Below are 19,442 nucleotides of genomic sequence, written 5' to 3'. Positions count from 1 at the left end.
CTCAGCCGGCCCGGCTGATCTCGTCGAGGACCTGCCGCTGGACGGCCCGCGCCTGCGGGCCGCTCGGCGGCACGCCACCGCCGCGGGCCGCGATGGAGCGTTCGATGACCGGGGCTCCGGGGTGGCCCTCGTCCAGCAGCAGCTGGCCGGCCGCCGCCTTGGAGAGCCACCGGCCGTGCCGGACGCGGACCAGGGACCGGCAGGCGCCGAGCACAGCGTCCTCGGTGCCGGCCGCCGGCTCGTCGCCGGGCGGGGTCGGCAGGGCGAGCCACCAGCTCAACGCGTCGACCAGGAGTCGGCGCAGGTCGGCGGGGGTGACGTCGGCGAACACCTCGGCGGCCGGCGGGCCGAGCAGCGCCGTGCCGCACTGGTGCAGGATGCTGCGGTCCAGGGCGTACCAGAAGTGCCCGTCCGCGGCTGGCCGGTCCCCCGGGTCGTACGTGGCCCGGAACGACATCCGGGCGCCGGTGTTCAGCTCGACCTCGAACCCGGGCTCCGCGATGCCCGCCCCGGCGACCGACCGGCGGTACGCGACCAGCTCCAGCCCTCGGGCCGGGCAGGGCAGGGCCTCGTGCCGCAGGCCCGCGACCAGGTCGCGCTTCGCCTGCTCGGGCAGCGCCTGCGCACAGACCAGCGCGACGTCGACGTCGCTGCGCCCGGCCTGGTAGGCGCCGAGGCCAACCGAGCCGGCGGCGTACGCGCCGACCAGGTTGTCGCCCAGCACCGCGCGGGCCACCGCCACCAGATCCCCGAGATAACGTCGAACGTCGGTGTCCATGCCCGCAATCTGACCCGATCGGCCGGCATCGACGTGATCCGGGCGGGGTGCGGTCACCGCACGATCCGGTGGTCTCGGATCATTGCCGGGCTGACCGGGCGGATTCGTTGCCAGGCTGGGCCGATGGGGCGGCGACCAGACCTACCGGCGCCCGGGCGGCTGCTCTCTGTCCGGCGGGCGTTGTGCTCCCTCGCCGTGGGGATCGTCGCCGGGCTCGGCGTCGGCGCGGCCGGAGCGCCGGAGCTGGCACCGCTGGTCACCTGGACCGTGGCCGCCGGCATGGTCATGGCCTGGGTGTGGTGGGTCTGCTGGCCGATCGAGGCGGACGGCACCGAGCGGCTAGCCGAGGCGGAGGCCCGGTCCCGGTCGACGGACTCGGCGATCCTTATCGCCGCGGCGGTCAGCCTGGCCGCCGTCGTCCAGGCGCTGGTCCGATCGTCCGGCCAGCAGGACCCGGTGGCCGTCGCCGCCGTCATCCTGAGTGTGGTCGCCGTGGTGCTGTCCTGGGCGCTGGTCAACACGGTCTTCGCCTTCAAGTACGCCCGGCTGTACTACTTCGAGTCCGACGGCGGGATCGACTTCAAGCAGCCGCAGCCGCCGGCGTACAGCGACTTCGCCTACCTCGCCTTCACCATCGGCATGTCCTACGCGGTGTCCGAGAACGAACCCAGCAGCACCTCGATCCGGCGGGTCGCGCTCGGGCACGCGCTGCTCTCATACACCTTCGGCACCGGCGTCCTGGCGGTGGCCATCAACCTGGTGACCAACCTCGGGCAGTCCTGACCGGTGCCGGTGACGCGGGAGGCAACGAAAGTGAGCCGTGAGGCGGTGAGCGGCGGCCGATGAGAGCAGCGCTGATCCTGCTGGCCGCGGCGGCGGTGGCCGTGGTGCTGGACCTGATGACCGGGGTGCTGGCCCGTCGGCTGGGCCGGGGTGGCTACGAGTGGCTGATGGCACCGCTGCGTCGGGCCTGCCGCCGCCCGGCCGCCGCGGTCCTGCTCTTCACCGCTCTCTACCTGGCCATGGCCGACTGGCCGGACCCGGCGCTGCGGGCCGCCCGGCACCTCGTCGTGCTGCTCCTGGTCGGCGCCGTCGCCTGGCTGGTGATCAAGGCACTGCATGTGGCCGAGGGCGTCGTATTCAGTCGGCTGCCCGTACACGAGGTCCGCAGTCGACGGGTCCGGCGGGCCCGCACCCAGATCCGCCCGGTACGACGGTTCACCTCGGTGGTGGTCGTCATCGTGGCCATCGGTCTGATCCTGATCACCTTCCGACCGGTACGCGCCTTCGGGATCTCGGTGTTGACCTCGGCCGGCGTGATCGGCGCGCTGATCGGCCTCTCCGCCCGGACCGCGTTGGGCAACGCCTTCGCCGGCATCCAGGTCGCGTTCGCCGATGGCCTGCACGTCGGCGACGTGGTGGTCATCGAGGACCAGTGGGGGCGGGTCGAAGAGGTCAAGCTGACCAACGTCGTGATCCGGCTCTGGGACGACCGGATGCTCATCCTGCCCACCACCTACTTCACCGAGCGCCCCTTCCAGAACTGGACCCGGAACGAGACCCGGGTGGTCGGTGAGGTCCAGATCCACGTGGACCACACCGTCGACCTGGACGATCTCCGCGCCGAGGCGAGACGGCTGGTCGAGGCGTCCCCGCTCTGGGATCGGCACCAGTGGGTGCTGCAGATGGTCGACATGACCCCGCAGACCGTGGTGATCCAGGTGCAGGCCTCCGCGGCGGACGGGCCGAGCGCCTGGGACCTGCGCTGTGACCTCCGCGAGGGCCTGGTCCGATACCTGCGCGAGCACCATCCGCAGTGGCTGCCGCGCACCCGCAGCGAGTACAAGCCCTGACGCTGGCCAGCACCTCGCCCCGGCCGACGCCAGCGGGGCCAGCATCGGGCGCTGATCACCCCGACGAGTTGACCGTCACCGCCGGGGAGGCCTTCACCCGGCGCGTCGGCACGGTGCCCGGGCTGGGTGGTCCGCTTCGCGCACCCGCTGGTCGGGGAGCTGTACCTGGCCTACGAGACGCTCGAACTCCCGGCCGACGACGGCCAGCGGCTGATCGTGCACCTACCCGGCGACCCGGCCACCGCCGCCGCGCTCGACCGCCTCGCCGACCCGCGCCCTCAGGGTCTGCGCCTGGTGGCCGGCTGACTCGGGGCGCGGAGCTCGGGCTACTTCACCTTGCGGGTGGACCGGACGACGATGTCCTCGTAGTCGGGGTGCTTGCCCAGCCACTCGGCGAGGAACGGGCAGATCGGCACCACCGTCCGGCGCTTGGCCCGCGCGTCGTCCATCACCGCTCGGGCCAGGGTCGATCCCACGCCCCGCCCCTCGAACTCCGGGTCGACCTCGGTGTGGGTGTAGGCGATGATGCTGCCGGTCAGCTGGTAGGTGACGATGCCGGCGAGCGTGCCCGCCTCGTCGCGGGCCTCGAAGCGCTCCCGCTCGGGCACGTCTGTCACGGTGAACTGCATCCGGAAAGTGTCGCAGGCCCCGGCTAGCGTCGCCCGCGTGACCGGCCCCGCAGACGTTCCGACCACACTCCTCGACCGACTCCGGCCGGTCTGCCTCGGCCTTCCCGAGACCTACGAGGAGCCGGCGTGGGTGGGCATCCGCTGGCGGATCCGCAAGCGGACCTTCGCCCACGTGCTCACCGTCGGCCCCGACCACCAGGTGGCCCACGCGCGGGCCGCGGCGAGCGACCGCCCGGTCTGCGTGCTGACGTTCCGCGCGCCCGGCGACGAGATCGCCGGCCTGGTCGCCGCCGGGCATCCGTTCTACAAGCCGGACTGGGGCGCCGACGTGCTGGGCCTGATGCTCGACGACGAGACCGACTGGGCCGAGGTCGGCGAGCTGCTCACCGAGAGCTACCTGGTGCTGGCGCCGAAGCGGCTGGCCGCGCTGGTCGACGGCCCACCCGGCGGCTGACGCGCCTCAGGGCTGACCGGGCGGCCCGGCGTCGATCAGCACGTCCACCGGGCCGACCCGCAGGATGCCGTCAGTGAGCGGCGTGCAGCGCACCCCGCCCCGGCGGCGCATCGCCCGCCACGCACCGGGGCCGACCGCCACGTCCATCCAGGCGCACGGATTCGCCGGCCGGTTCACCCGCAGCCGCACCGGGCCGTCGCCGGAGTCCAGGACCAGCACCGACCCGACCAGGTCGTCGACCGGGATGCCGCTGGTGAGTACGTTGCGCCGCACCTGCACAAGCTCGCCACCGGGGGGCAGCGACTCCTGCGCGATCAACGTCACGCTCGCCTCGCGGTGCGCCGGCCGGCCGAAGTAGCGGTCACCGACGATGCCGAGGCCGGCCCGGATCCGGATCTCCTCGACCAGCTCGCCGGGCGGGGCGGGCGTCGGACCGTCGGCGGGCCGGCCGACGTAGCGGTGCACGGGCGAGGCCAGCAGCTGCACGATCCGCGGCGCCGGCTGGTCGTCCGGTACGGGTACCCCGGTCACCCGCCCGACGGTAGTCGCCCGCCGGACCCGCCGGGTCGGAACCCCGACCGAACGGCGGCAGACGTGGGCCGCACCACACTGGACAGAGGGTGATCGATGGTAGGAAGAACCCGCTTCCTCACCTCAGGAGATCATCGTGACGCGTCCATCCCTCTCCCGCCGCTCGCTGCTGGCCACCGGCGGCGCGGCTGTCGTCGCCCTCGGCGCGACCGCCGCCGCCCCGGCGGCCGCCGCCGCACCGGCCGAGCCCGCACCGGTCACGCCGGCCGAGGCGCTGCGCCGGCTGCTGCGCGGCAACCACCGCTTCGTCACCGGGCACAGCCGGCACCCCCACCAGAGCCTCGACGACCTGCACGAACTGGCCGCCGGCCAGCACCCGTTCGCGGTCACCATCGGTTGCGCGGACTCCCGGGTGGCCCCCGAACTCCTCTTCGACCAGGGGTTGGGCGACCTGTTCGACAACCGGGTGGCCGGCAACATCGTCGACGACCTGCTGCTCGGCAGCGTCGAGTTCGCCGTCGAGGAGTTCGGCAGCCCGCTGATCGTCGTCCTCGGACACGAGCGCTGCGGCGCGATCACGGCCACCATCGACGCCATTCACTCGGGCGGCACCGCCCCGGGCCACATCGGGGTCATCGTCGACAGCCTGCGCCCGATCGTGGAGCCGGTGCTCGCCGGGCCCGGCGACCCGGTCGAGAAGGCGGTCCGGGCGAACGTCCAGGCGCAGGTACACACCCTGCTCGAGCGCAGCCCGATCATCGCCGAGAAGGTGCACGAAGGCGCGCTGAGTGTGGTGGGCGCCCGCTACGACCTCGACAACGGCCGGGTCGCCCTGGTGGGCTGAGCAGCCGATCACGCCGGTCGGCGGTTCGCCCGCCGGGCCGTCGACCGGCGGACCGCCGTCAACCGCCCTTCACATGGGGTGCGCGCCGGGCGAGCAGGAAGACCGCCAGCACCACCACGAGGAGGGAGCCCACCTGGCCGAAGGTCGGCAGCGGCCCGCTCCGGATCGACTCGTCCAGCCAGACCAGACCGACGGAGATGGCCACCAACGGGTCGGTGACGGTGATGGCGGCCAGCGCCGGAGCGCCCAGCGGGCCGGCCTGGTACGCGTTCTGGCTGAGCAGCACCCCGAACGGGCCGAGCACCAGGATGGCGTACGCCTGCCAGTGCAGGAACACCTCGAGCGGGCTCTCGGTGAGGTGGAAGGCCAAACTGCTGATCAGGCCGGCGGTCACGCCGTAGCAGATACCGGCGGCGATGGCGAGCGGCATCGGCCGCCAGCGCCGGTCGAGCTTCACCGTCGAGAGCACGCAGAGCCCCACCGAGACGACCACCGCCAGCCCGAGCAGCAGGGCCGACCAGAAGGACTCGAGCCCCCGCCCCTGACCGCGGCCCGGCTCGGCGATGATCAGGAAAGCGGCGAGGCCGAACAGGCAGAGCGTCGACTCGAGCAGGATCTTGCGGTCCGGGCGGTCGTGCTCGGCCGCGGCGAAGAGCAGGACGTACCAGACCAGCCCGGTGACCAGCAGCGGCTGCACCAGGATCAGCGGGATCAGGCTCAGCGCGGCCACCTGCAGGGCGAACGCCACGATCGCGAGCACCACCGACCAGCGCCAGATCGGAATGCCGACCAGCCGGGCCAGCAGGCTCGGCCGGCCGGGCTGCTCCTCGGGCACCAGACGGCCGGCGCGGAACTGCAGCACGCCGGAGGCACCGAATGCCGCCGCGGCGGCCAGCGCGATCGGTACGCCGGCGAACAGCTCCCCCGCCGCGTTCACCGCATGCCAACCGGACCGGTCACCCTGGTTCCCCCTCCGTTGCCGTTCGCTCATCGACCCGCGGGCTCCGCCGCCGCGGGCGCTGCCCGCACGTGGACGAGGCAGGTCGCCCGGCCGCGGCTTCCCGATCCGGCGGGGGCTAAACGACCCGGCCCTCCCGGCCGCGGTCGCCCGAGAGACGATCCGTAGCGCCGGCAGTGCCGGCAATCTCCCCAAGAATACGCAAATTGGTCATTAGGCTGATGATTGTTCCGAAGGGGGCAGCTGATCGGGCCCCTCCGCCGTGTCACCGCCTGGGAGCTCCCGACATGTCAGCGACCGCCCCCGCGCGCTCGGCGTCACCGCCGCTCGTCCGCAGTGCGCCGCGGCGCGTGCGGCTGGGCGTGCCGGGCGAGAGCGACCGCACCGGTGACCGCGAACGCGAAACCCAGCACCGCGACCGGGGTGAATCCCGGCCGGACCCGGTCACCCAGCAGCAGCCAGCCGGTGAGCGCCGGCGCCACGGTCTGCCCGACGATGGCCGACGCCGAGGCCACCGTGACCGAGCCGCGCTGCAGCGCCGCCGCGTAGAGCAGCACCCCGGTCAGACCGGCGAGCACCACCGCGTACGTGGCCGGGTTGGCGAGCACCGAGCCGACGCTGTCGACCCGGGCGAGCAGCCGGGCGCCGAGCGCCGCGGAGCCGAACGACAGCCCGGCCAGCACGCCCGGCAGCGCGGGGCCACACATCCTGGGGCTGCCGAAGTACGCGCCGACGGCCACCGAGACCACCGCCGCGAGCAGCCCCCAACCGGCCGCCGCGGAGACCTCGCCCGGCGGTCCGGAGTTCGCGGAGAGCACCAGCAGCACCAGCCCGGCGATCACCCCGGCGATCGCCGTCCAGTCCCGCACGGTCAGCCGGACCCGCAGCACGAGCATGGCGATGAGCGCCACCATGCCGAGGTTGGCCGCCCCCACCGCCTGCACCGCGAAGATCGGCAAGGTCCGCAGCGCGGTGAAGGTGAGCAGCGAGGACGCACCGTCCAACACCAGTCCCGCGGCGTACGGCCCGTTGCGCACCAGGCGCAACAGCAGCCGCGGGTCGAGGTGCGCGGTGGCGGACAGCCGGCGCGCACCGATCGACTGCAGGATCGCAGCGGTCGCACTGCACAGCGCGGCGATGATCGCCAGCACGAAACCCACAGCCATGTCAGGATCCCGGAGTCGACGGCGCCGGACTCGGCCGGCGAAGGCACCTGCGCATACCCGTCTTCGCCCAGGTATCGCACCGATCGGCCAACTCCGGCAGGCGGACCATGAGCGCACCCCATCGTCCGGGCGTTCCGGGCCCCGTCGAACCGATCGCCCGGCGGGTGCTGGTCGTCTCCGCCGACATCGGCGGTGGGCACGACGCCACCGGCCGCGCACTGGAGGAGCGGATCCACGCGATCTGGCCGGGCAGCCGGGTGGGCTGGGTGGACACCCTCGAGGTGATGGGCCCCGGGGTCGGCCGTGGCTTCCGGCGCACCTACGTGACCAACGTCGCGATGACGCCGTGGTTGTACGAATTCTTCTGGGCCTCGCTGTGGCGGCACCGGTGGTTCGCCACCGCCGCGAAGTGGTTCACCGGCGCCTGGGCCGGCTACCGGCTCGCCCCTGTGGTCGAGGAGTTCGACCCGGACCTGATCGTCTCGACCTACCCCCTGGGCAGCGCCGGCCTGGCCTGGCTGCGCCGCCGTCGTGGCCTCGGCGTGCCGATCGGCGCCTGGGTGTCGGACTTCGCCCCGCACCCGTTCTGGGTCTACCCCGACCTGGACCTCAACGTGGTGGTGCACCGGGCGGCGGTACCGGTGGCGGCCGCCGCCGCGCCGGGCGCCCCGCTGGGTGTCTGCGCGCCGCCGGTGCTCGACATGTTCCGTCCCGGCGACCGGGCGGACGCCGCCCGGCGCTGCGATCTCGACCCGGACCGGGCGGCCGTGGTGGTCGCCTGCGGCTCCTACGGCTTCGGCGCCGTGGAGGAGGCGATCCAGGCGCTGGTCGGCATCGGCGACGCGGTGCAGGTGGTGGCCGTCTGTGGTCGCAACGAGCCGCTGGCCGCCCGGCTCGCGGCGCTGGACGCCCCGCCGGGGCGGCTGCTGGTGCGGGGGTGGGTCGACGACATGCCCACCCTGCTGCAGGCCGCCCGGCTGCTGGTGACCAACGCCGGCGGGGCCACCGCGCTGGAGGCGCTGGCCACCGGCACACCGATCGTGATGTACCGCCCGATCGCCGCGCACGGCGCGGCGAACGCGGCGCTGATGGCCGCCGCCGGGCTCGCCGAGACGGCGCACACCCCGCAGACACTCGTCGCCGGGGTGCGCACCCGGCTCGGCCAGCCGGCCCGGCCGGTCGAGGCCCCGTCCGAGGCGTGGCTGCCCGACCTCGGGCTGCCGGCGGTCGCGCAGGCCCGGCAGTCGCCGGGCACCGACCCGGGCGCCGGTCCGCCCGGACGGACCCCGGCGGCCGGCCGGCGGGCCAGCTGGCCACTGCGCGCGCAGGACGCCTTCTTCCTGCACGTCCAGACACCCCACGAGGCCCAGCAGATCGGCACCGTCCTGGAGCTGGACCCCCGGCCGGACGGCCGGCCACTCACCCGCGCGGAGCTGACCGCGCTGCTGGCCCGGCGGCTGCCGGCGATCACCACGCTGCGCCGTCGCCTGGTCGACCGGGGCCGTTGGCGCCGGCCCGGCTGGGTGGTCGAGCGGTCCGTCGATCCGGAAGCCCACGTCGAGGAGGTCCGCGTCCCCGCCGGGGGCGACGGCAGCGCCGAGGTCGACCGGTTCTGGTCGGAGCCGCTGCCGCTGGACCGTCCGCCCTGGCGGATACTGCTGGTCGGCGACCTACCGGAGGGGCGGACCCGAGTGGCGATCAAGCTGCATCACAGCCTCGGCGACGGGTTGTCCGCGATCGCCGTGCTGCAGCGACTGCTGGATTCGGGCGAGCCGGCGACCGGGTCAGGGCGCCCCGCGCCGGCCGGCGCCGGCCGGACGCCCGCGGCCGTCCGGTTGGGCGCCGGCGACGACCGCGGCGGACGGGACCGGACCCGGGAGGCCGCCCGGCTGCTCGGGCGGACGGTACGCGGTCTGGCCCGGCTGGCCACGCAGGGACCGACCCCGCGTACGCCGCTCAACCGGCCGCTCGACTCGGCGCGCCGACGTCTGGTGACCGCGTCGCTGCCGGCCGCCGACGTGCTACGCGCGGCGCGCGGCTGCCGGGCCCACTCCAGCGAGCTGATGCTGGCGCTCGCCGCCGGAGCGCTGGGCGCGGCCCATCCGGCCCCGACGCCGGACCGGCTGCGGGTGATGTTCGCGGTTTCCCGCGACCCGCGCCGGCGGGCGCCCACCCAGGGCAACTGGACCGGGGCGGTCACCCTCGACCTTCCGGTGGGCCGGATTCCTCCGCGGGAGCGGATCACCGCCGTACGCCGGGCGCTGCGGGCCGCGCTGAGCAGCGGTGAGGCAGAGGCGGCCGGCCTGGTGATGCGGGCGATGGGCGTGCTGCCCACGCCGTTGCACGCCGCGCTCGCCCGGCGGGTCTACACCAGCCGCCGACTCAACGTGGTCGTCTCCTACATGCCGGCGCTGTTCCATCCGCGGCTGCTCAGCGACGCACCGATCCGGTCGGCCACCCCGGTGGTCGCCCTCGCCCAGGGCGTGCACCTCGGCGTCGGGGTGCTGCGCAACGAACGCGCCTTCGAGGTCGGCGTACTGCTCAACGAGGGGTTGGCCGACACCGGTGACGCCGTCGTCGCCGCCATGGGCGCCGGCCTGGCCGAGTTGCTCGCCGAGATCGACGGCGAACGCGCCGGACCTGGTCCCGACGACGGCACCCGGGGCGACGTCGGCCTCGCGTCGACCGGGGCACGCGTCGAGCCGGCGGGCGTCGGCCTCGACCGCGCGGACCTGGGCGGCCCGGGCGGCGGCCGGTCCGAGCGGCGGGTGCCGGGTGCCGTGCCGCCCGGAGTGCCCCGATGCGCCTGACCGGCGCGGTGGCGCTGGTGACCGGCGCGTCGTCGGGGATCGGGGCGGCGGTGGTGCGACGCCTCGTCGAGGCCGGCAGCCATGTCGTCGCGGCCGGCCGGGATGCCGACCGGCTGGCCCGACTCGCGGCGCAGACCGGCGCCAGCGCTCTGGTGAGCGACCTGAGCCGGCCGGGGGCCGGACGTGAGCTGGCCGAGTGCGCGCTGGCCCGGCACACCCGGGTCGACGTGCTGGTCAACAACGCCGGCGTCGGCTGGGCCGGCCCGTTCGTCGGGATGGCTGACGCGCTCACCGACGAACTGCTCGCGGTCAACCTGCGGGCGCCGATCGAGCTGACCCGCGCGTTGCTGCCCGGCATGTGTCACCGCGGCGGGCACGTGGCGTTCGTCGGTTCGATCGCCGGCCGCCTGGGCGTGGGCAACGAGTCCGTCTACTCGGCCAGCAAGGCCGGCCTGGACGCCTTCGCGCAGAGCCTGCGGCTGGAACTCGCCGGCCGCCGGGTGGGGGTGAGCACGGTGGTGCCCGGCGTGGTGGACACCGAGTTCTTCACCCGCCGGGGCCAGCCGTACCGGCGACGCCGGCCCCGGCCGCTGGCGCCGGACCGGGTGGCCGACGCGTTGGTCGACGCGATCGCCCGCGACCGCGCCGAGGTCTACGTGCCCGGCTGGCTGCGCCTGCCGGTGGCGGTACGCGGGCTGCTGCCCGGGATGTACCGCCGGATGGCCAACCGGTTCGGCTGAGCCCGCACCCGGTGGACCGTCGGCTCAGGTGGTGGCCCGCGCCGCCCGCAGCGACTCGCGCAGCGAGGACATGGTCGCCAGCACCGCGGTCGGCTCGTAGCCGCAGTGCGCCATGCAGTTGGCGCAGCGCGCGTCCCGGCCCCGGCCGTAGCTGTCCCAGTCGGTCTCCTCCACCAGCTCCCGGTAGCTGCCGGCGTAGCCGTCGGACATCAGGTAGCAGGGCTTCTGCCAGCCCAGCAGCGAGTACGACGGGATGGCCCACGCGGTGCACGGGAAATCCACCTTCCCCTCGAGGAAGTCCAGGAACAGCGGCGAGTGGTTGAGTCGCCAGCGCTTGCGCCGGCCACCGCCGAACGCCTTGCGGAACAGCTCGCGGGTCTCCGTGACACCGAGGAAGTGCTCCTGGTCCGGCGCCTTCTCGTAGGCGTACGCCGGGGAGAGCATCATCTCGTCCACGCCCAGGTCGTCGTTGAGGTAGTCGAGCACCTCGATGATCGTCTGCGGGGTGTCGGTGTTGAAGAACGTGGTGTTGGTGGTAACCCGGAAGCCGCGCCGCTGGGCATCGCGTACCGCCTCGACGGCGGCGTCGAAGACGCCGTCCTTGCACACCGAGGCGTCGTGCCGCTCGCGCAGCCCGTCGATGTGCACGGTGAAGGCGAAGTACGGCGATGGCCGGAACTTCTCGATCTTCTTGGGCAGCAGCACCGCGTTGGTGCAGAGGAAGACGAACTTCTTGCGCCGCACCAGCTCCGCGACCAGCTTGTCGATGTCCGGGTGCATGAGCGGTTCGCCACCGGCGATCGAGATCATCGGCGCGCCGCACTCCTCCACCGCGGCGAGCGCCTGCTCCACCGGCATCCGCCGCTTGAGCAGGTCGGCCGGCTGTTGGATCTTGCCGCAGCCCGCACACTTCAGGTTGCACGCGAACAGCGGCTCCAGCTCCAGCAACAGCGGGAACCGCTTCCGTCGACGTATCTTCTGTTCGGCCAGGTACCTGGCGACCCGCAGGCTCTGGCGCAACGGCATACTCACGGCTGGCGTACCTCCTTCGGCAGGGTGAAAACCACGTCCTCCACGGCAGCGGTGTGCTCGCTCACCTCCTTCGCCCCGAGCGCGCTGAGCGCGGCGACGACCTCGTCGACCAGCCCGGGCGGCGCCGAGGCGCCGGCGGTGATTCCGACCGTCGCCGCGCCGGCCAGCCAGCGCAGGTCGATGTCGCTGACGCCGTCCACCAGGTGGGCCCGCGCCCCGGCCCGTTCGGCGACCTCCACCAACCGGCGCGAGTTCGAGGAGTTGGCCGAGCCGACGACCAGGACCAGGTCGGACTGTGCGGCCACTGTGGTGATGGCGCGTTGCCGGTTCGTGGTGGCGTAACAGATGTCGTCCGACCCGGGCCCGGCCAGCGCCGGGAATCGCCGACGCAGGGTGTCCAGGATGCCGTCCGCCTCGTCCGCGGCGAGGGTGGTCTGGACCAGGTACGACACCCGCGCCGGGTCGTCCACCTGCACCGTCTCGGCGGCGGCCGGGTCGGGCACCAGCCGGATCCGCTCGGGCGCCTCCCCCAGCGTGCCATCGGTCTCCTCGTGACCCGGATGCCCGATCAACAGCACCGTGTCACCCCGGCCGGCGAAGCGGCGCGCCTCGGCGTGCACCTTCGTCACCAGCGGGCAGGTGGCGTCGATGACCGGCAGTCGCCGCTCGGCGGCCTCCGCGCGTACCGCGGGCGCCACACCGTGGGCGGAGAAGACGGTCAGCGCCCCGTCCGGCACCTCGTCGAGTTCCTCCACGAAGACCGCGCCCTGGGCGCGCAGGTCGGCCACCACCCGGGCGTTGTGCACGATCTGCTTGCGGACGTAGACCGGTGGGCCGTGCCGGCGTAGCGCCTGCTCCACCACGGCGATCGCCCGTTCCACCCCGGCGCAGAAGGAGCGGGGCGAGGCCAGCAGCACCTGCCGCAGGCTGCCGGTCGCCGCGGCCCACTCGGTGAGCGCCTCCGCCACCACCGGCAGCACCCGCAGCGCGCTGCGGACCCGGCTGAGGGTGGCCGGCCGGTACAGCGACCCGGTCGCGGTGTCGGCGACCACCCGGACGCAGGCGGTCGGCCGGTCCGCGCAGCCGGCCAGCAACCAGGCCGACTCCTGGTCGGCGACGAGCGCGCCGGCCCCGGCCAGCCGGGCCCGGGCGGCGCCGTCGACCAGCCGGTCGGTGCTGACCACCGGGCCGACGTGCACCCGCAGTCCGCGGCGGCGCAGCGCGGCGGCGAGCAGGTCGGCGTCGGGCATCGTCAGCTCGCCCGCCGGGGCGTCGGGGGCCAGCGGGTCGGCGCGTACCGTGCTGGCCACCACCACGTCGCCGGTGGCCAGGCCGGGAGCGAGTGCGCCGCCGACGCCGGCGACGGCGACCGGGGCGGTGCCGGCCGGGCGGCGGGCGGCGGTCGAGCGGGCGCGGCGCGGCCCGACGCCGGTACGGCACAGCGTCAGCCGGCCGTACGGGTCGAGGTCGCCCAGCCCACGGCGCAGCGCCGCTGCCTCCGGCCGCATCGGCGCGTACAGCGTCCAGGCGGGAGCGTCCGGGAAGGCGGGCCGGATCACGCGGTCACCGTGGCCTCTAGACCGCCGGCGGTCGCCGCCACGCCGCCGGTCGTCGCCTCCAGGCCGTCGGCCCGCGCGTCGAGGATCCGGCCCAGCGCGCTGATCGGGAAGACCAGCCGGTACAGCCCGTAGTTGATGTAGAAGTCGCCGGGAAAGCCGGTACCGGTGAACTGCGGCTCGTCCCACCCACCGTCCGACCGCTGGGTGTCGACCAGCCAGCGCACCGCCCGGCCGGCCGGCTCGCCCGTGCCGTGCCCGGCCGCGTGCAGGGCGAGCAGCGCCCAGGCGGTCTGCGACGCCGTGGACTCACCCCGGCCGATCCAGGCCGGGTCGCGGTAGGAGCGCAGGTCCTCGCCCCAACCGCCGTCGTCGTTCTGGTGCGCCAGCAGCCAGTCCACGGCCCGGCCGATCGCCGGGTGGTCGCGCCGGACGCCGGCCGCCACCAGGGCCGGGACCGCCGCGCCGGTGCCGTAGACGTGGTTGGCGCCCCACCGGCCGAACCAGGAGCCGTCCGGTTCCTGGGCGCGCAGCAGCCAGTGCACGCCGCGGCGCACCGGCACGGTTCCGGTGAAGTTCTCCGCCGCCAACGCCTCGACGATGTGCGCGGTCACGTCGGCGCTGGGCGGGTCGATGACCTCACCGAAGTCACAGAACGGCAGGTCGCCGAGGAGCGCCCGGGTGTTGTCGGCGTCGAACGCGGCCCAGCCGCCGTCACGGCACTGCATGCCGAGCAGCCAGCGGCTGGCGCGCAGCACCGCCCCCTCGGCCGGTACGCCGGTCCGCCGCAGCGCCATGATCACCTCGGCGGTGTCGTCGGTGTCGGCGTACCCGTCGTTGTCGAACTCGAAGGCCCAACCGCCCACCGGGGTCTTCGGCCGGCGTACCGCCCAGTCGCCGCGGACCCGGATCTCCTCGTCGAGCAGCCATCGGCCGGCCCGGTCCAGCGCGGGATGCCCGGCCGGCAGCCCGGCGTCGGAGAGCGCGATGACGGCGAGCGCGGTGTCCCAGACCGGGGACTGGCACGCCTCCAGCCGGCGGACCGGGCCGTCCGGGGTCTCCTCCCGCACGGTGAACCGCTCCAGCCCGGCCAGGCCGGCGCGTAGCACCGGATGGTCCAGCGGGTAGCCGAGCAGGTGCAGCGCCATCAGCGAGTAGACCCAGGGCGGCTGGATCCCGCCCCAGGACCCGTCGGCCTCCTGGCGGGCCACGATCCACTCGGCGGCCCGGCGCAGGGCGTGCCGGCGTACCGGCCCGCGGGCGACCCGCTCGTAGGAGCTGGCCAGCCGGTCGAGGCGGTACAGCACGCCGGAGCGGGTGCGCAGCCGGGGCCGTCGCGACGGCGGCGTGGCCGTACGCAGCTCATCGACGGTGAAGCCGAGCGGACGCACCGGACGCAGCGCCCGGACGATGGAGAGCGGCACGATGGTCTGCCGGGCCCAGCAGGCGAAGTCGTAGACGTTGAACGGCACCCAGGACGGCAGCAGCACCAGTTCGGGCGGCACGGCGGGCAGCTGGGACCACGGCCAGTGGCCGAAGAGGGCCAACCAGAAGCGGGTGAACACCCGGCTGGCCGCCAGCCCACCGTGCGCGCGGACGAAGGCCGCGGCCCTCGCCATGTGCGGCGTCTCCAACTCGTCGCCGGCCAACCGCAGCGCGAGGTACGCCTCGATGGTGGTGGAGAGGTCACCGGGGCCGCCGTGGAACGTCGCCCAGGATCCGTCCGGACGCTGCTGGGAACGGATCCAGCGGGCCGTCTCGGCGGTCTGCTCGGCCGTCCGGATGCCGAGGAACTGCCGCAGCAGCAGGTCCTCGGCGTCCATGGTGACGTTGGTGGCCAGCTCACCCTTCCACCAGCCCGCGTCCTCCTGCAGGCCGAGCAGGTGGTCACGGGCACGGCGCAGCGCCTCCCGTGCCGCGGCGGGGTCCGGCGGGTCGGCAGCCCGGTCCATGCCGACGGACGTCGTGGTCTTCGGGGAGAGCAGCTCGGTCATCAGTGATCCCGCCCGGGAACGAAGTCGGCCACGTCGTCGAGTTCGGCGCGCACGTCGTCCGGCAGGTCCAGCGCCTCCAGCTCGGCCCGGGCCAGCTCGGTCTCCTGCCACGCCCGCTGCTGCGTCCACTCGCGGGCCCCGCTCGCCTCGACGAGTCCGCTCGCCCGGGCCACGTCCTCGTCGGTCAGCGCCGCCGGCGAGCGGTACAGCTCGGCCAGGGCCTCGCCGGCGGCGTCGCCGCCGGTGAGCGCCCGGACGACCGGGATGCTGCGCTTGCGTGCGCGCAGGTCCGACCCGACAGGCTTGCCGGTGCGCCGTGGGTCGCCCCAGATGCCGAGCACGTCGTCGACGAGCTGAAAGGCCAGCCCCAGGTGGTGGCCGAACCGGGACAGCCCGTCGACCAGCCCGGGTGGGCCGCCGCAGACCAGCGCCCCGAGCGCGCACGAGCCGGAGAGCAGGGCCGCGGTCTTGTTGCCGACCATGGTCAGGCACTCGTCGAGGGTCACGTCGTCGCGCTTCTCGAAGCTGAGGTCGGCCATCTGCCCGGCGATCAGCGCCCGCACGTCCTGGGCCAGCCGCAACGCCGCCGGGTTGCCGCCGGGCACCTCGACGAGCGCCTCGTAGGCGAGTCCGATGAGGGCGTCGCCGGCGAGGATCGCCGGGCCGACACCGAAGACCGTCCACGCGGTCGGCCGGTGCCGGCGCTCGGTGTCGCCGTCCATCACGTCGTCGTGCAGCAGCGAGAAGGTGTGCGCGAGTTCCACCGCGACGGCCGCCGGCACGCCCGCCTCGGGCTCGGCGCCCGTGGCCCGGGCCGACAGCAGCGCCAACGCCGGCCGCAGGCCCTTGCCCTGGCTGGCGGCGGGTGAACCGTCGGCGTCGCAGTAGCCGAGCTGGTAGGCGGCGACCAGCCGATTGCCCGGGTCCAGACGGTCCAGCAGGGCCCGGATGGCCGGCTCGACATAGGTCTGGATCTGGTCGCTGCCGCGGCTGCGTACAACGGTCATCGTGCGGCCTCCGTGTGGTGTCGAGGCCGGGACACGAGCTGCCGGGCGAGGATGTCGGCGGCCTCCTGGCCGCTGCGCACCGCGCCCTCCATCGTGTCCGGCCATCCGGTGTCGGTCCATGCGCCGGCCAGTACCAGCCCGGGCAGTCGGGTGGTCGGAGCCGGCCGGTACGCCCGGGTGCCGGGGTTCTGCCGGAAGGTGGCCCGCGGCTCCCGGCTGACGAACGCCTCCCGCACCGCAGTGGTCCGGGCAGCGGGAAAGAGCTCGGCCAGCGCCCGGCGCTGCGTCTGGACCAGCTCGGCGGCCGGCCGGTCGATCTCGGCGTCGGCCGCGGACAGCGACACCACCAGGTGCTGCTCGTCGCCGGCGTCCGGTGCCGACCGGTCGAAGATCCACTGTGCCGGAGACTCGACCGCGGCGGCCATCACCAACCGGGTGACCCGGCGGGCGTAGCGCAGGTGCACGTTGACGATCGGGGACGCGCCCAGCCGGTGCCACTCGCCCGCGCCCGGGGCGGCGGCCGGCGGGACCAGCGCGGCGGCCACCTGGTGCGGCACCGCCAGCACGACACCCTCCGCGGCCAGCTCACCACCATCCACCCCGACCCGGAAGCCGGCCGGCTCCGGATGGATCCACCGGACCCGGGCCCGGGTGCGCACCCGGGCGCCGAGCTGGTCCAGCACCCGCCGGGCGGCCACCGCGTGCAGGTCGACCAGGGGAACCACGGGGCGTCCGATGTCGCCGGCGTCGGCGGCCTCGAGCAACCCGGTGCGGAACACCCGGGCGGCCAGCGCCAGCGATGCCTGCCCGCAGGGCACGTTCAACGCCGCCACGGTGATCAGATCCCAGAGCCGACGCACCGAGCCGTCGCTCTGGCCGTGCGCGGCGAGCCAGTCGCCGAAGCTGTGCCGGTCGGTGTCCGGCAGGTCCGGGTCGACCTGGCGCAGCGCCGCGCAGGCGCGTACCGCGGCGAGCCGCTGCGCCGGGCTGAGCAGCCGGTAGCCGGCCAGCGCCGGCAGCAGGTGGGCCGGGGCGGGCAGCCGGCGTCGGGTCAGCCACTGCGGCGCCCGGCCGGGGAGCAGCACCGGCACCGCGAAGCGTGGTTGCACGACGACGCCCGCGGTGGTGCCGAGCCGGTCCAGCAGGCCCCGGTAGGCGCGGTAGCACCGCAGGAAGACGTGCTGACCGGTATCCACGGTGAGCCCGTCGCGGCGGAACGAGTAGGTGGCCCCGCCCAGCTCGGGGCGGCTCTCCAGCAGCGTCACCGGCAGACCGAACTCGGCGAGGCGGATCGCCGCGGCGATGCCGGCGAGACCGCCGCCGATGACGACCACCCCGCCGCCCGGCGGCGTCCCCGCCGACGCGCTCATCTGGTACGCCCGACGAGCGCGCGGGCGGCCACCCAGGCCTTCTCCCGCCCGGGCAGCGACACCCGGCTGTGGGTGACGGCCAGCGGGTCGGCCGCGATGCGGGCGAGCAACCTGCGGTAGATGCCGGCCATCGCGGCGGTGCAGGCGGCGCTGCGCCGGTCGAGCAGCGGCAGCAGCCGCAGCCCAGTGTCGTACCAGCGGGCCGCCCGGGCGGCCTCGAAGCGGACCAGGTCGATCAGTCGCCGGGGCGGATCGGTGAACCCGGCGGCGCCCAACTCCAGCGTGCAGCCGAACCGCGCCAGGTCCTCGGCCGGCAGGTAGATCCGCCCGTCGGCGCGGTCCTCGACCAGGTCGCGCAGGATGTTGGTCAGTTGCAGCGCCACGCCGAGCGCGTCGGCCAGCGGAGCCGCCGGTCCCGGCTCGGCGGTGCCGAACACGCCGAGGGAGAGCCGGCCGATGGACCCGGCCACACACTGGCAATACCAGTGCAGGTCGTCGAAGGTGTCGTAGCGGCGGCCGGTGACGTCGGCGGCGCAGCCGTCGATGAGTTCGTCGAAGGCGGCCAGCGGGATCGGCATCCGGGTCGCGGCGTGGCCGAGCGCGGTGAGCACCGGGTCGTCGCCGCCGTCGGCCGGCAGCCGGTGCAGTGCCGCCCGGGTCTGCGCCAGCCGGTCCAGCTTCTCCTCCGACGGGAGCTGACCGTCACCGATGTCGTCGATGCGCCGGGCGGTGGCGTAGATGGCCGAGAGGGCGCGGCGCTTGGCCCCCGGCAGCAGCCGGATGCCGTACGCGAAGTTGGCGGCCTGGCTGCGGGTGATGTCCTCGCAGCGACGGTAGGCCGCTTCGACGCCGACGGTCGCGGTCATCCGGCGCTCCGCACGGTGGCGCTGGCCCAGCGGCGCAGTACCCGCCGGCGCCGGGGGCGCACGGCGGTCCGCAACGGGTCGTGGTCGGCCGCCGCCAGCGCGTCCAGGGTCGCCCGGCCGCCGGCCAGGTAGCCGCTGACCGCGACCCGGGCCCAGCCGCGCAGCGCCGAGACCAGCGGCGCGCCCGCGTCGAGCCAGGCTCCGGCCCGCTCCGCCTCGAAGGCGATCAGCTCCCGCAGCGGCCGGGTCGCGGCGGGTCCGGCCAGGTCGGCCTCCCCGACGCCGAACCGGTCCAGGTCCTCCGCCGGCAGATAGATCCGCCCGCGCCGGTGGTCCTCGGCCACGTCCTGGAGATGTTCGATGAGTTGCAGCGCGGTGCAGACCCGGTCGGAGAGCTTCCCCTGCGTCGGTCCGGCCTGCCCGAAGACGTGCAGCACCAGCTCACCGACCGGGTTGGCGGAGAGGGTGCAGTACTCGACCAGCTGCGCGAAGGTCGCGTATCGGGTGACCCGCTGGTCGACCCGGTTGGCCTCGATGAGGCGGACCAGCGCGTCGAGCGGCAGCCCACACTCGGCCACGGTGGGCGCGAGGGCCCGTACCACCGGATGGCTCACCGTCCGGCCGGTGTACAGCGCGCGCAGGTCGACCTCGACCCGGTCCAGCTCGGCGATCCGGTCGACGCCGGGAGCCAGCGGTTCGTCGCCGATGTCGTCGACGTACCGCGCGTACCCGTAGACGGCGATGAGGTGGCGGCGGTACCGGGCGGGCAGCACCCGCAGCGCGACGGGGAAGTTCTCCTCCGCCCGGGCCTGGGCGAGCCGGTGCACGGCGGGGACAACGGTCTGTTGACTCAT

At 74.6% G+C, this 19,442-nt stretch carries 19 protein-coding genes and 1 pseudogene; 7 read left to right on the top strand and 13 right to left on the bottom strand.

Annotation, left to right across the window (positions count from 1 at the left end; translation table 11 throughout):
• Position 1 precedes the first annotated feature (1 nt).
• Complete coding sequence (locus ACIBBA_RS09985) at positions 2–778, bottom strand: nucleotidyltransferase domain-containing protein (protein WP_396695629.1); 777 nt, start codon at positions 776–778, stop codon at positions 2–4.
• A gap of 123 nt (positions 779–901) precedes the next feature.
• Here ACIBBA_RS09985 and ACIBBA_RS09980 point away from each other — a divergent pair, with 123 nt between their 5' ends.
• From ACIBBA_RS09980 to ACIBBA_RS09970, 3 genes are all read left to right on the top strand, one after another.
• Complete coding sequence (locus ACIBBA_RS09980) at positions 902–1,561, top strand: DUF1345 domain-containing protein (RefSeq protein WP_396695627.1); 660 nt, start codon at positions 902–904, stop codon at positions 1,559–1,561.
• Between the two features lie 59 nt (positions 1,562–1,620).
• Positions 1,621–2,631: a mechanosensitive ion channel family protein gene (locus tag ACIBBA_RS09975; protein ID WP_396695625.1), complete on the top strand. Its 1,011-nt coding sequence runs from the start codon at positions 1,621–1,623 to the stop codon at positions 2,629–2,631.
• Between the two features lie 126 nt (positions 2,632–2,757).
• The gene (locus ACIBBA_RS09970; protein ID WP_396695623.1) at positions 2,758–2,937 is read left to right on the top strand and encodes a hypothetical protein; all 180 of its coding nucleotides are present in this window, start codon (positions 2,758–2,760) and stop codon (positions 2,935–2,937) included.
• Between the two features lie 20 nt (positions 2,938–2,957).
• Here the strand turns inward: ACIBBA_RS09970 and ACIBBA_RS09965 are convergent, their stop codons facing one another.
• Positions 2,958–3,260, bottom strand: coding sequence for a GNAT family N-acetyltransferase (locus tag ACIBBA_RS09965; RefSeq protein ID WP_350874903.1), 303 nt, complete (start codon positions 3,258–3,260; stop codon positions 2,958–2,960).
• A gap of 37 nt (positions 3,261–3,297) precedes the next feature.
• Here ACIBBA_RS09965 and ACIBBA_RS09960 point away from each other — a divergent pair, with 37 nt between their 5' ends.
• Positions 3,298–3,714 carry an MmcQ/YjbR family DNA-binding protein gene (locus ACIBBA_RS09960; protein WP_350874904.1) on the top strand — a complete coding sequence of 139 codons (417 nt, stop codon included), beginning with the start codon at positions 3,298–3,300 and terminating at the stop codon, positions 3,712–3,714.
• A 6-nt stretch (positions 3,715–3,720) separates the two neighbouring features.
• Here ACIBBA_RS09960 and ACIBBA_RS09955 read toward each other — a convergent pair whose 3' ends face one another.
• On the bottom strand, positions 3,721–4,245 hold the full coding sequence (locus ACIBBA_RS09955; protein WP_396695621.1) for a molybdenum cofactor biosysynthesis protein: 525 nt from the start codon (positions 4,243–4,245) through the stop codon (positions 3,721–3,723).
• Between the two features lie 136 nt (positions 4,246–4,381).
• On the opposite strand from ACIBBA_RS09955, the gene ACIBBA_RS09950 reads away from it, so the two are divergent.
• Positions 4,382–5,089 carry a carbonic anhydrase gene (locus ACIBBA_RS09950; protein ID WP_396695619.1) on the top strand — a complete coding sequence of 236 codons (708 nt, stop codon included), beginning with the start codon at positions 4,382–4,384 and terminating at the stop codon, positions 5,087–5,089.
• A 58-nt stretch (positions 5,090–5,147) separates the two neighbouring features.
• Here the strand turns inward: ACIBBA_RS09950 and ACIBBA_RS09945 are convergent, their stop codons facing one another.
• Together ACIBBA_RS09945 and ACIBBA_RS09940 are read right to left on the bottom strand one after the other, a co-directional pair.
• Positions 5,148–6,026 (bottom strand): DMT family transporter, encoded by an 879-nt coding sequence (locus ACIBBA_RS09945; RefSeq protein WP_396695617.1) that lies wholly within the window; start codon positions 6,024–6,026, stop codon positions 5,148–5,150.
• Between the two features lie 338 nt (positions 6,027–6,364).
• Complete coding sequence (locus tag ACIBBA_RS09940) at positions 6,365–7,213, bottom strand: hypothetical protein (RefSeq protein WP_396695615.1); 849 nt, start codon at positions 7,211–7,213, stop codon at positions 6,365–6,367.
• A gap of 107 nt (positions 7,214–7,320) precedes the next feature.
• On the opposite strand from ACIBBA_RS09940, the gene ACIBBA_RS09935 reads away from it, so the two are divergent.
• Together ACIBBA_RS09935 and ACIBBA_RS09930 are read left to right on the top strand one after the other, a co-directional pair.
• Positions 7,321–10,023 carry a wax ester/triacylglycerol synthase domain-containing protein gene (locus tag ACIBBA_RS09935; protein ID WP_396695613.1) on the top strand — a complete coding sequence of 901 codons (2,703 nt, stop codon included), beginning with the start codon at positions 7,321–7,323 and terminating at the stop codon, positions 10,021–10,023.
• Entirely contained in the window at positions 10,014–10,763 is a 750-nt protein-coding gene (locus tag ACIBBA_RS09930; RefSeq protein WP_396695611.1) for an SDR family NAD(P)-dependent oxidoreductase, read from the top strand. Before ACIBBA_RS09935 ends, ACIBBA_RS09930 begins: the two co-directional genes overlap by 10 nt.
• A 24-nt stretch (positions 10,764–10,787) precedes the next feature.
• On the opposite strand, the gene hpnH is transcribed toward ACIBBA_RS09930, so the two are convergent.
• The 8 genes and pseudogenes from hpnH to hpnC form a co-directional block, all read right to left on the bottom strand.
• Positions 10,788–11,789 (bottom strand): adenosyl-hopene transferase HpnH, encoded by a 1,002-nt coding sequence (gene hpnH / locus ACIBBA_RS09925; protein ID WP_350875076.1) that lies wholly within the window; start codon positions 11,787–11,789, stop codon positions 10,788–10,790.
• Positions 11,790–11,791: 2 nt separating this feature from the next.
• Entirely contained in the window at positions 11,792–12,763 is a 972-nt protein-coding gene (ispH, locus tag ACIBBA_RS09920; protein WP_396695941.1) for a 4-hydroxy-3-methylbut-2-enyl diphosphate reductase, read from the bottom strand.
• A gap of 48 nt (positions 12,764–12,811) precedes the next feature.
• Positions 12,812–13,303: pseudogene (locus ACIBBA_RS09915) on the bottom strand (hypothetical protein); the annotation flags it as partial.
• A gap of 47 nt (positions 13,304–13,350) precedes the next feature.
• Positions 13,351–15,345 (bottom strand): squalene--hopene cyclase, encoded by a 1,995-nt coding sequence (shc, locus tag ACIBBA_RS09910; RefSeq protein ID WP_396695609.1) that lies wholly within the window; start codon positions 15,343–15,345, stop codon positions 13,351–13,353.
• On the bottom strand, positions 15,345–16,352 hold the full coding sequence (locus tag ACIBBA_RS09905; RefSeq protein WP_396695607.1) for a polyprenyl synthetase family protein: 1,008 nt from the start codon (positions 16,350–16,352) through the stop codon (positions 15,345–15,347). The genes shc and ACIBBA_RS09905 overlap by 1 nt, the downstream gene beginning before the upstream one ends.
• A complete protein-coding gene (gene hpnE / locus ACIBBA_RS09900) occupies positions 16,349–17,722 on the bottom strand; it encodes a hydroxysqualene dehydroxylase HpnE (protein ID WP_396695605.1) in 1,374 nt (457 codons plus the stop codon). The genes ACIBBA_RS09905 and hpnE overlap by 4 nt, the downstream gene beginning before the upstream one ends.
• On the bottom strand, positions 17,719–18,588 hold the full coding sequence (hpnD, locus tag ACIBBA_RS09895) for a presqualene diphosphate synthase HpnD (protein WP_396695603.1): 870 nt from the start codon (positions 18,586–18,588) through the stop codon (positions 17,719–17,721). The genes hpnE and hpnD overlap by 4 nt, the downstream gene beginning before the upstream one ends.
• Entirely contained in the window at positions 18,585–19,442 is an 858-nt protein-coding gene (gene hpnC / locus ACIBBA_RS09890; protein WP_396695601.1) for a squalene synthase HpnC, read from the bottom strand. Before hpnC ends, hpnD begins: the two co-directional genes overlap by 4 nt.

The organism is Micromonospora sp. NPDC051006 (genome assembly GCF_044456245.1).
Classification (GTDB): domain Bacteria; phylum Actinomycetota; class Actinomycetes; order Mycobacteriales; family Micromonosporaceae; genus Micromonospora.
Note: the sequence above shows the minus strand (reverse complement) of the source record. Positions and strands in the feature narration are given on the sequence as shown.

What these genes read in the sequence shown, in the direction of transcription:
- hpnC (WP_396695601.1), bottom strand. Translation starts at nt 19,442, where the DNA reads ATGAGTCAACAGACCGTTGTCCCCGCCGTGCACCGGCTCGCCCAGGCC.
- hpnH (WP_350875076.1), bottom strand. Translation starts at nt 11,789, where the DNA reads ATGCCGTTGCGCCAGAGCCTGCGGGTCGCCAGGTACCTGGCCGAACAG.
- ACIBBA_RS09980 (WP_396695627.1), top strand. Translation starts at nt 902, where the DNA reads ATGGGGCGGCGACCAGACCTACCGGCGCCCGGGCGGCTGCTCTCTGTC.
- hpnD (WP_396695603.1), bottom strand. Translation starts at nt 18,588, where the DNA reads ATGACCGCGACCGTCGGCGTCGAAGCGGCCTACCGTCGCTGCGAGGAC.
- ACIBBA_RS09940 (WP_396695615.1), bottom strand. Translation starts at nt 7,213, where the DNA reads ATGGCTGTGGGTTTCGTGCTGGCGATCATCGCCGCGCTGTGCAGTGCG.
- ACIBBA_RS09965 (WP_350874903.1), bottom strand. Translation starts at nt 3,260, where the DNA reads ATGCAGTTCACCGTGACAGACGTGCCCGAGCGGGAGCGCTTCGAGGCC.
- ACIBBA_RS09905 (WP_396695607.1), bottom strand. Translation starts at nt 16,352, where the DNA reads ATGACCGTTGTACGCAGCCGCGGCAGCGACCAGATCCAGACCTATGTC.
- ACIBBA_RS09985 (WP_396695629.1), bottom strand. Translation starts at nt 778, where the DNA reads ATGGACACCGACGTTCGACGTTATCTCGGGGATCTGGTGGCGGTGGCC.
- hpnE (WP_396695605.1), bottom strand. Translation starts at nt 17,722, where the DNA reads ATGAGCGCGTCGGCGGGGACGCCGCCGGGCGGCGGGGTGGTCGTCATC.
- ACIBBA_RS09930 (WP_396695611.1), top strand. Translation starts at nt 10,014, where the DNA reads ATGCGCCTGACCGGCGCGGTGGCGCTGGTGACCGGCGCGTCGTCGGGG.
- shc (WP_396695609.1), bottom strand. Translation starts at nt 15,345, where the DNA reads ATGACCGAGCTGCTCTCCCCGAAGACCACGACGTCCGTCGGCATGGAC.
- ACIBBA_RS09975 (WP_396695625.1), top strand. Translation starts at nt 1,621, where the DNA reads ATGAGAGCAGCGCTGATCCTGCTGGCCGCGGCGGCGGTGGCCGTGGTG.
- ACIBBA_RS09935 (WP_396695613.1), top strand. Translation starts at nt 7,321, where the DNA reads ATGAGCGCACCCCATCGTCCGGGCGTTCCGGGCCCCGTCGAACCGATC.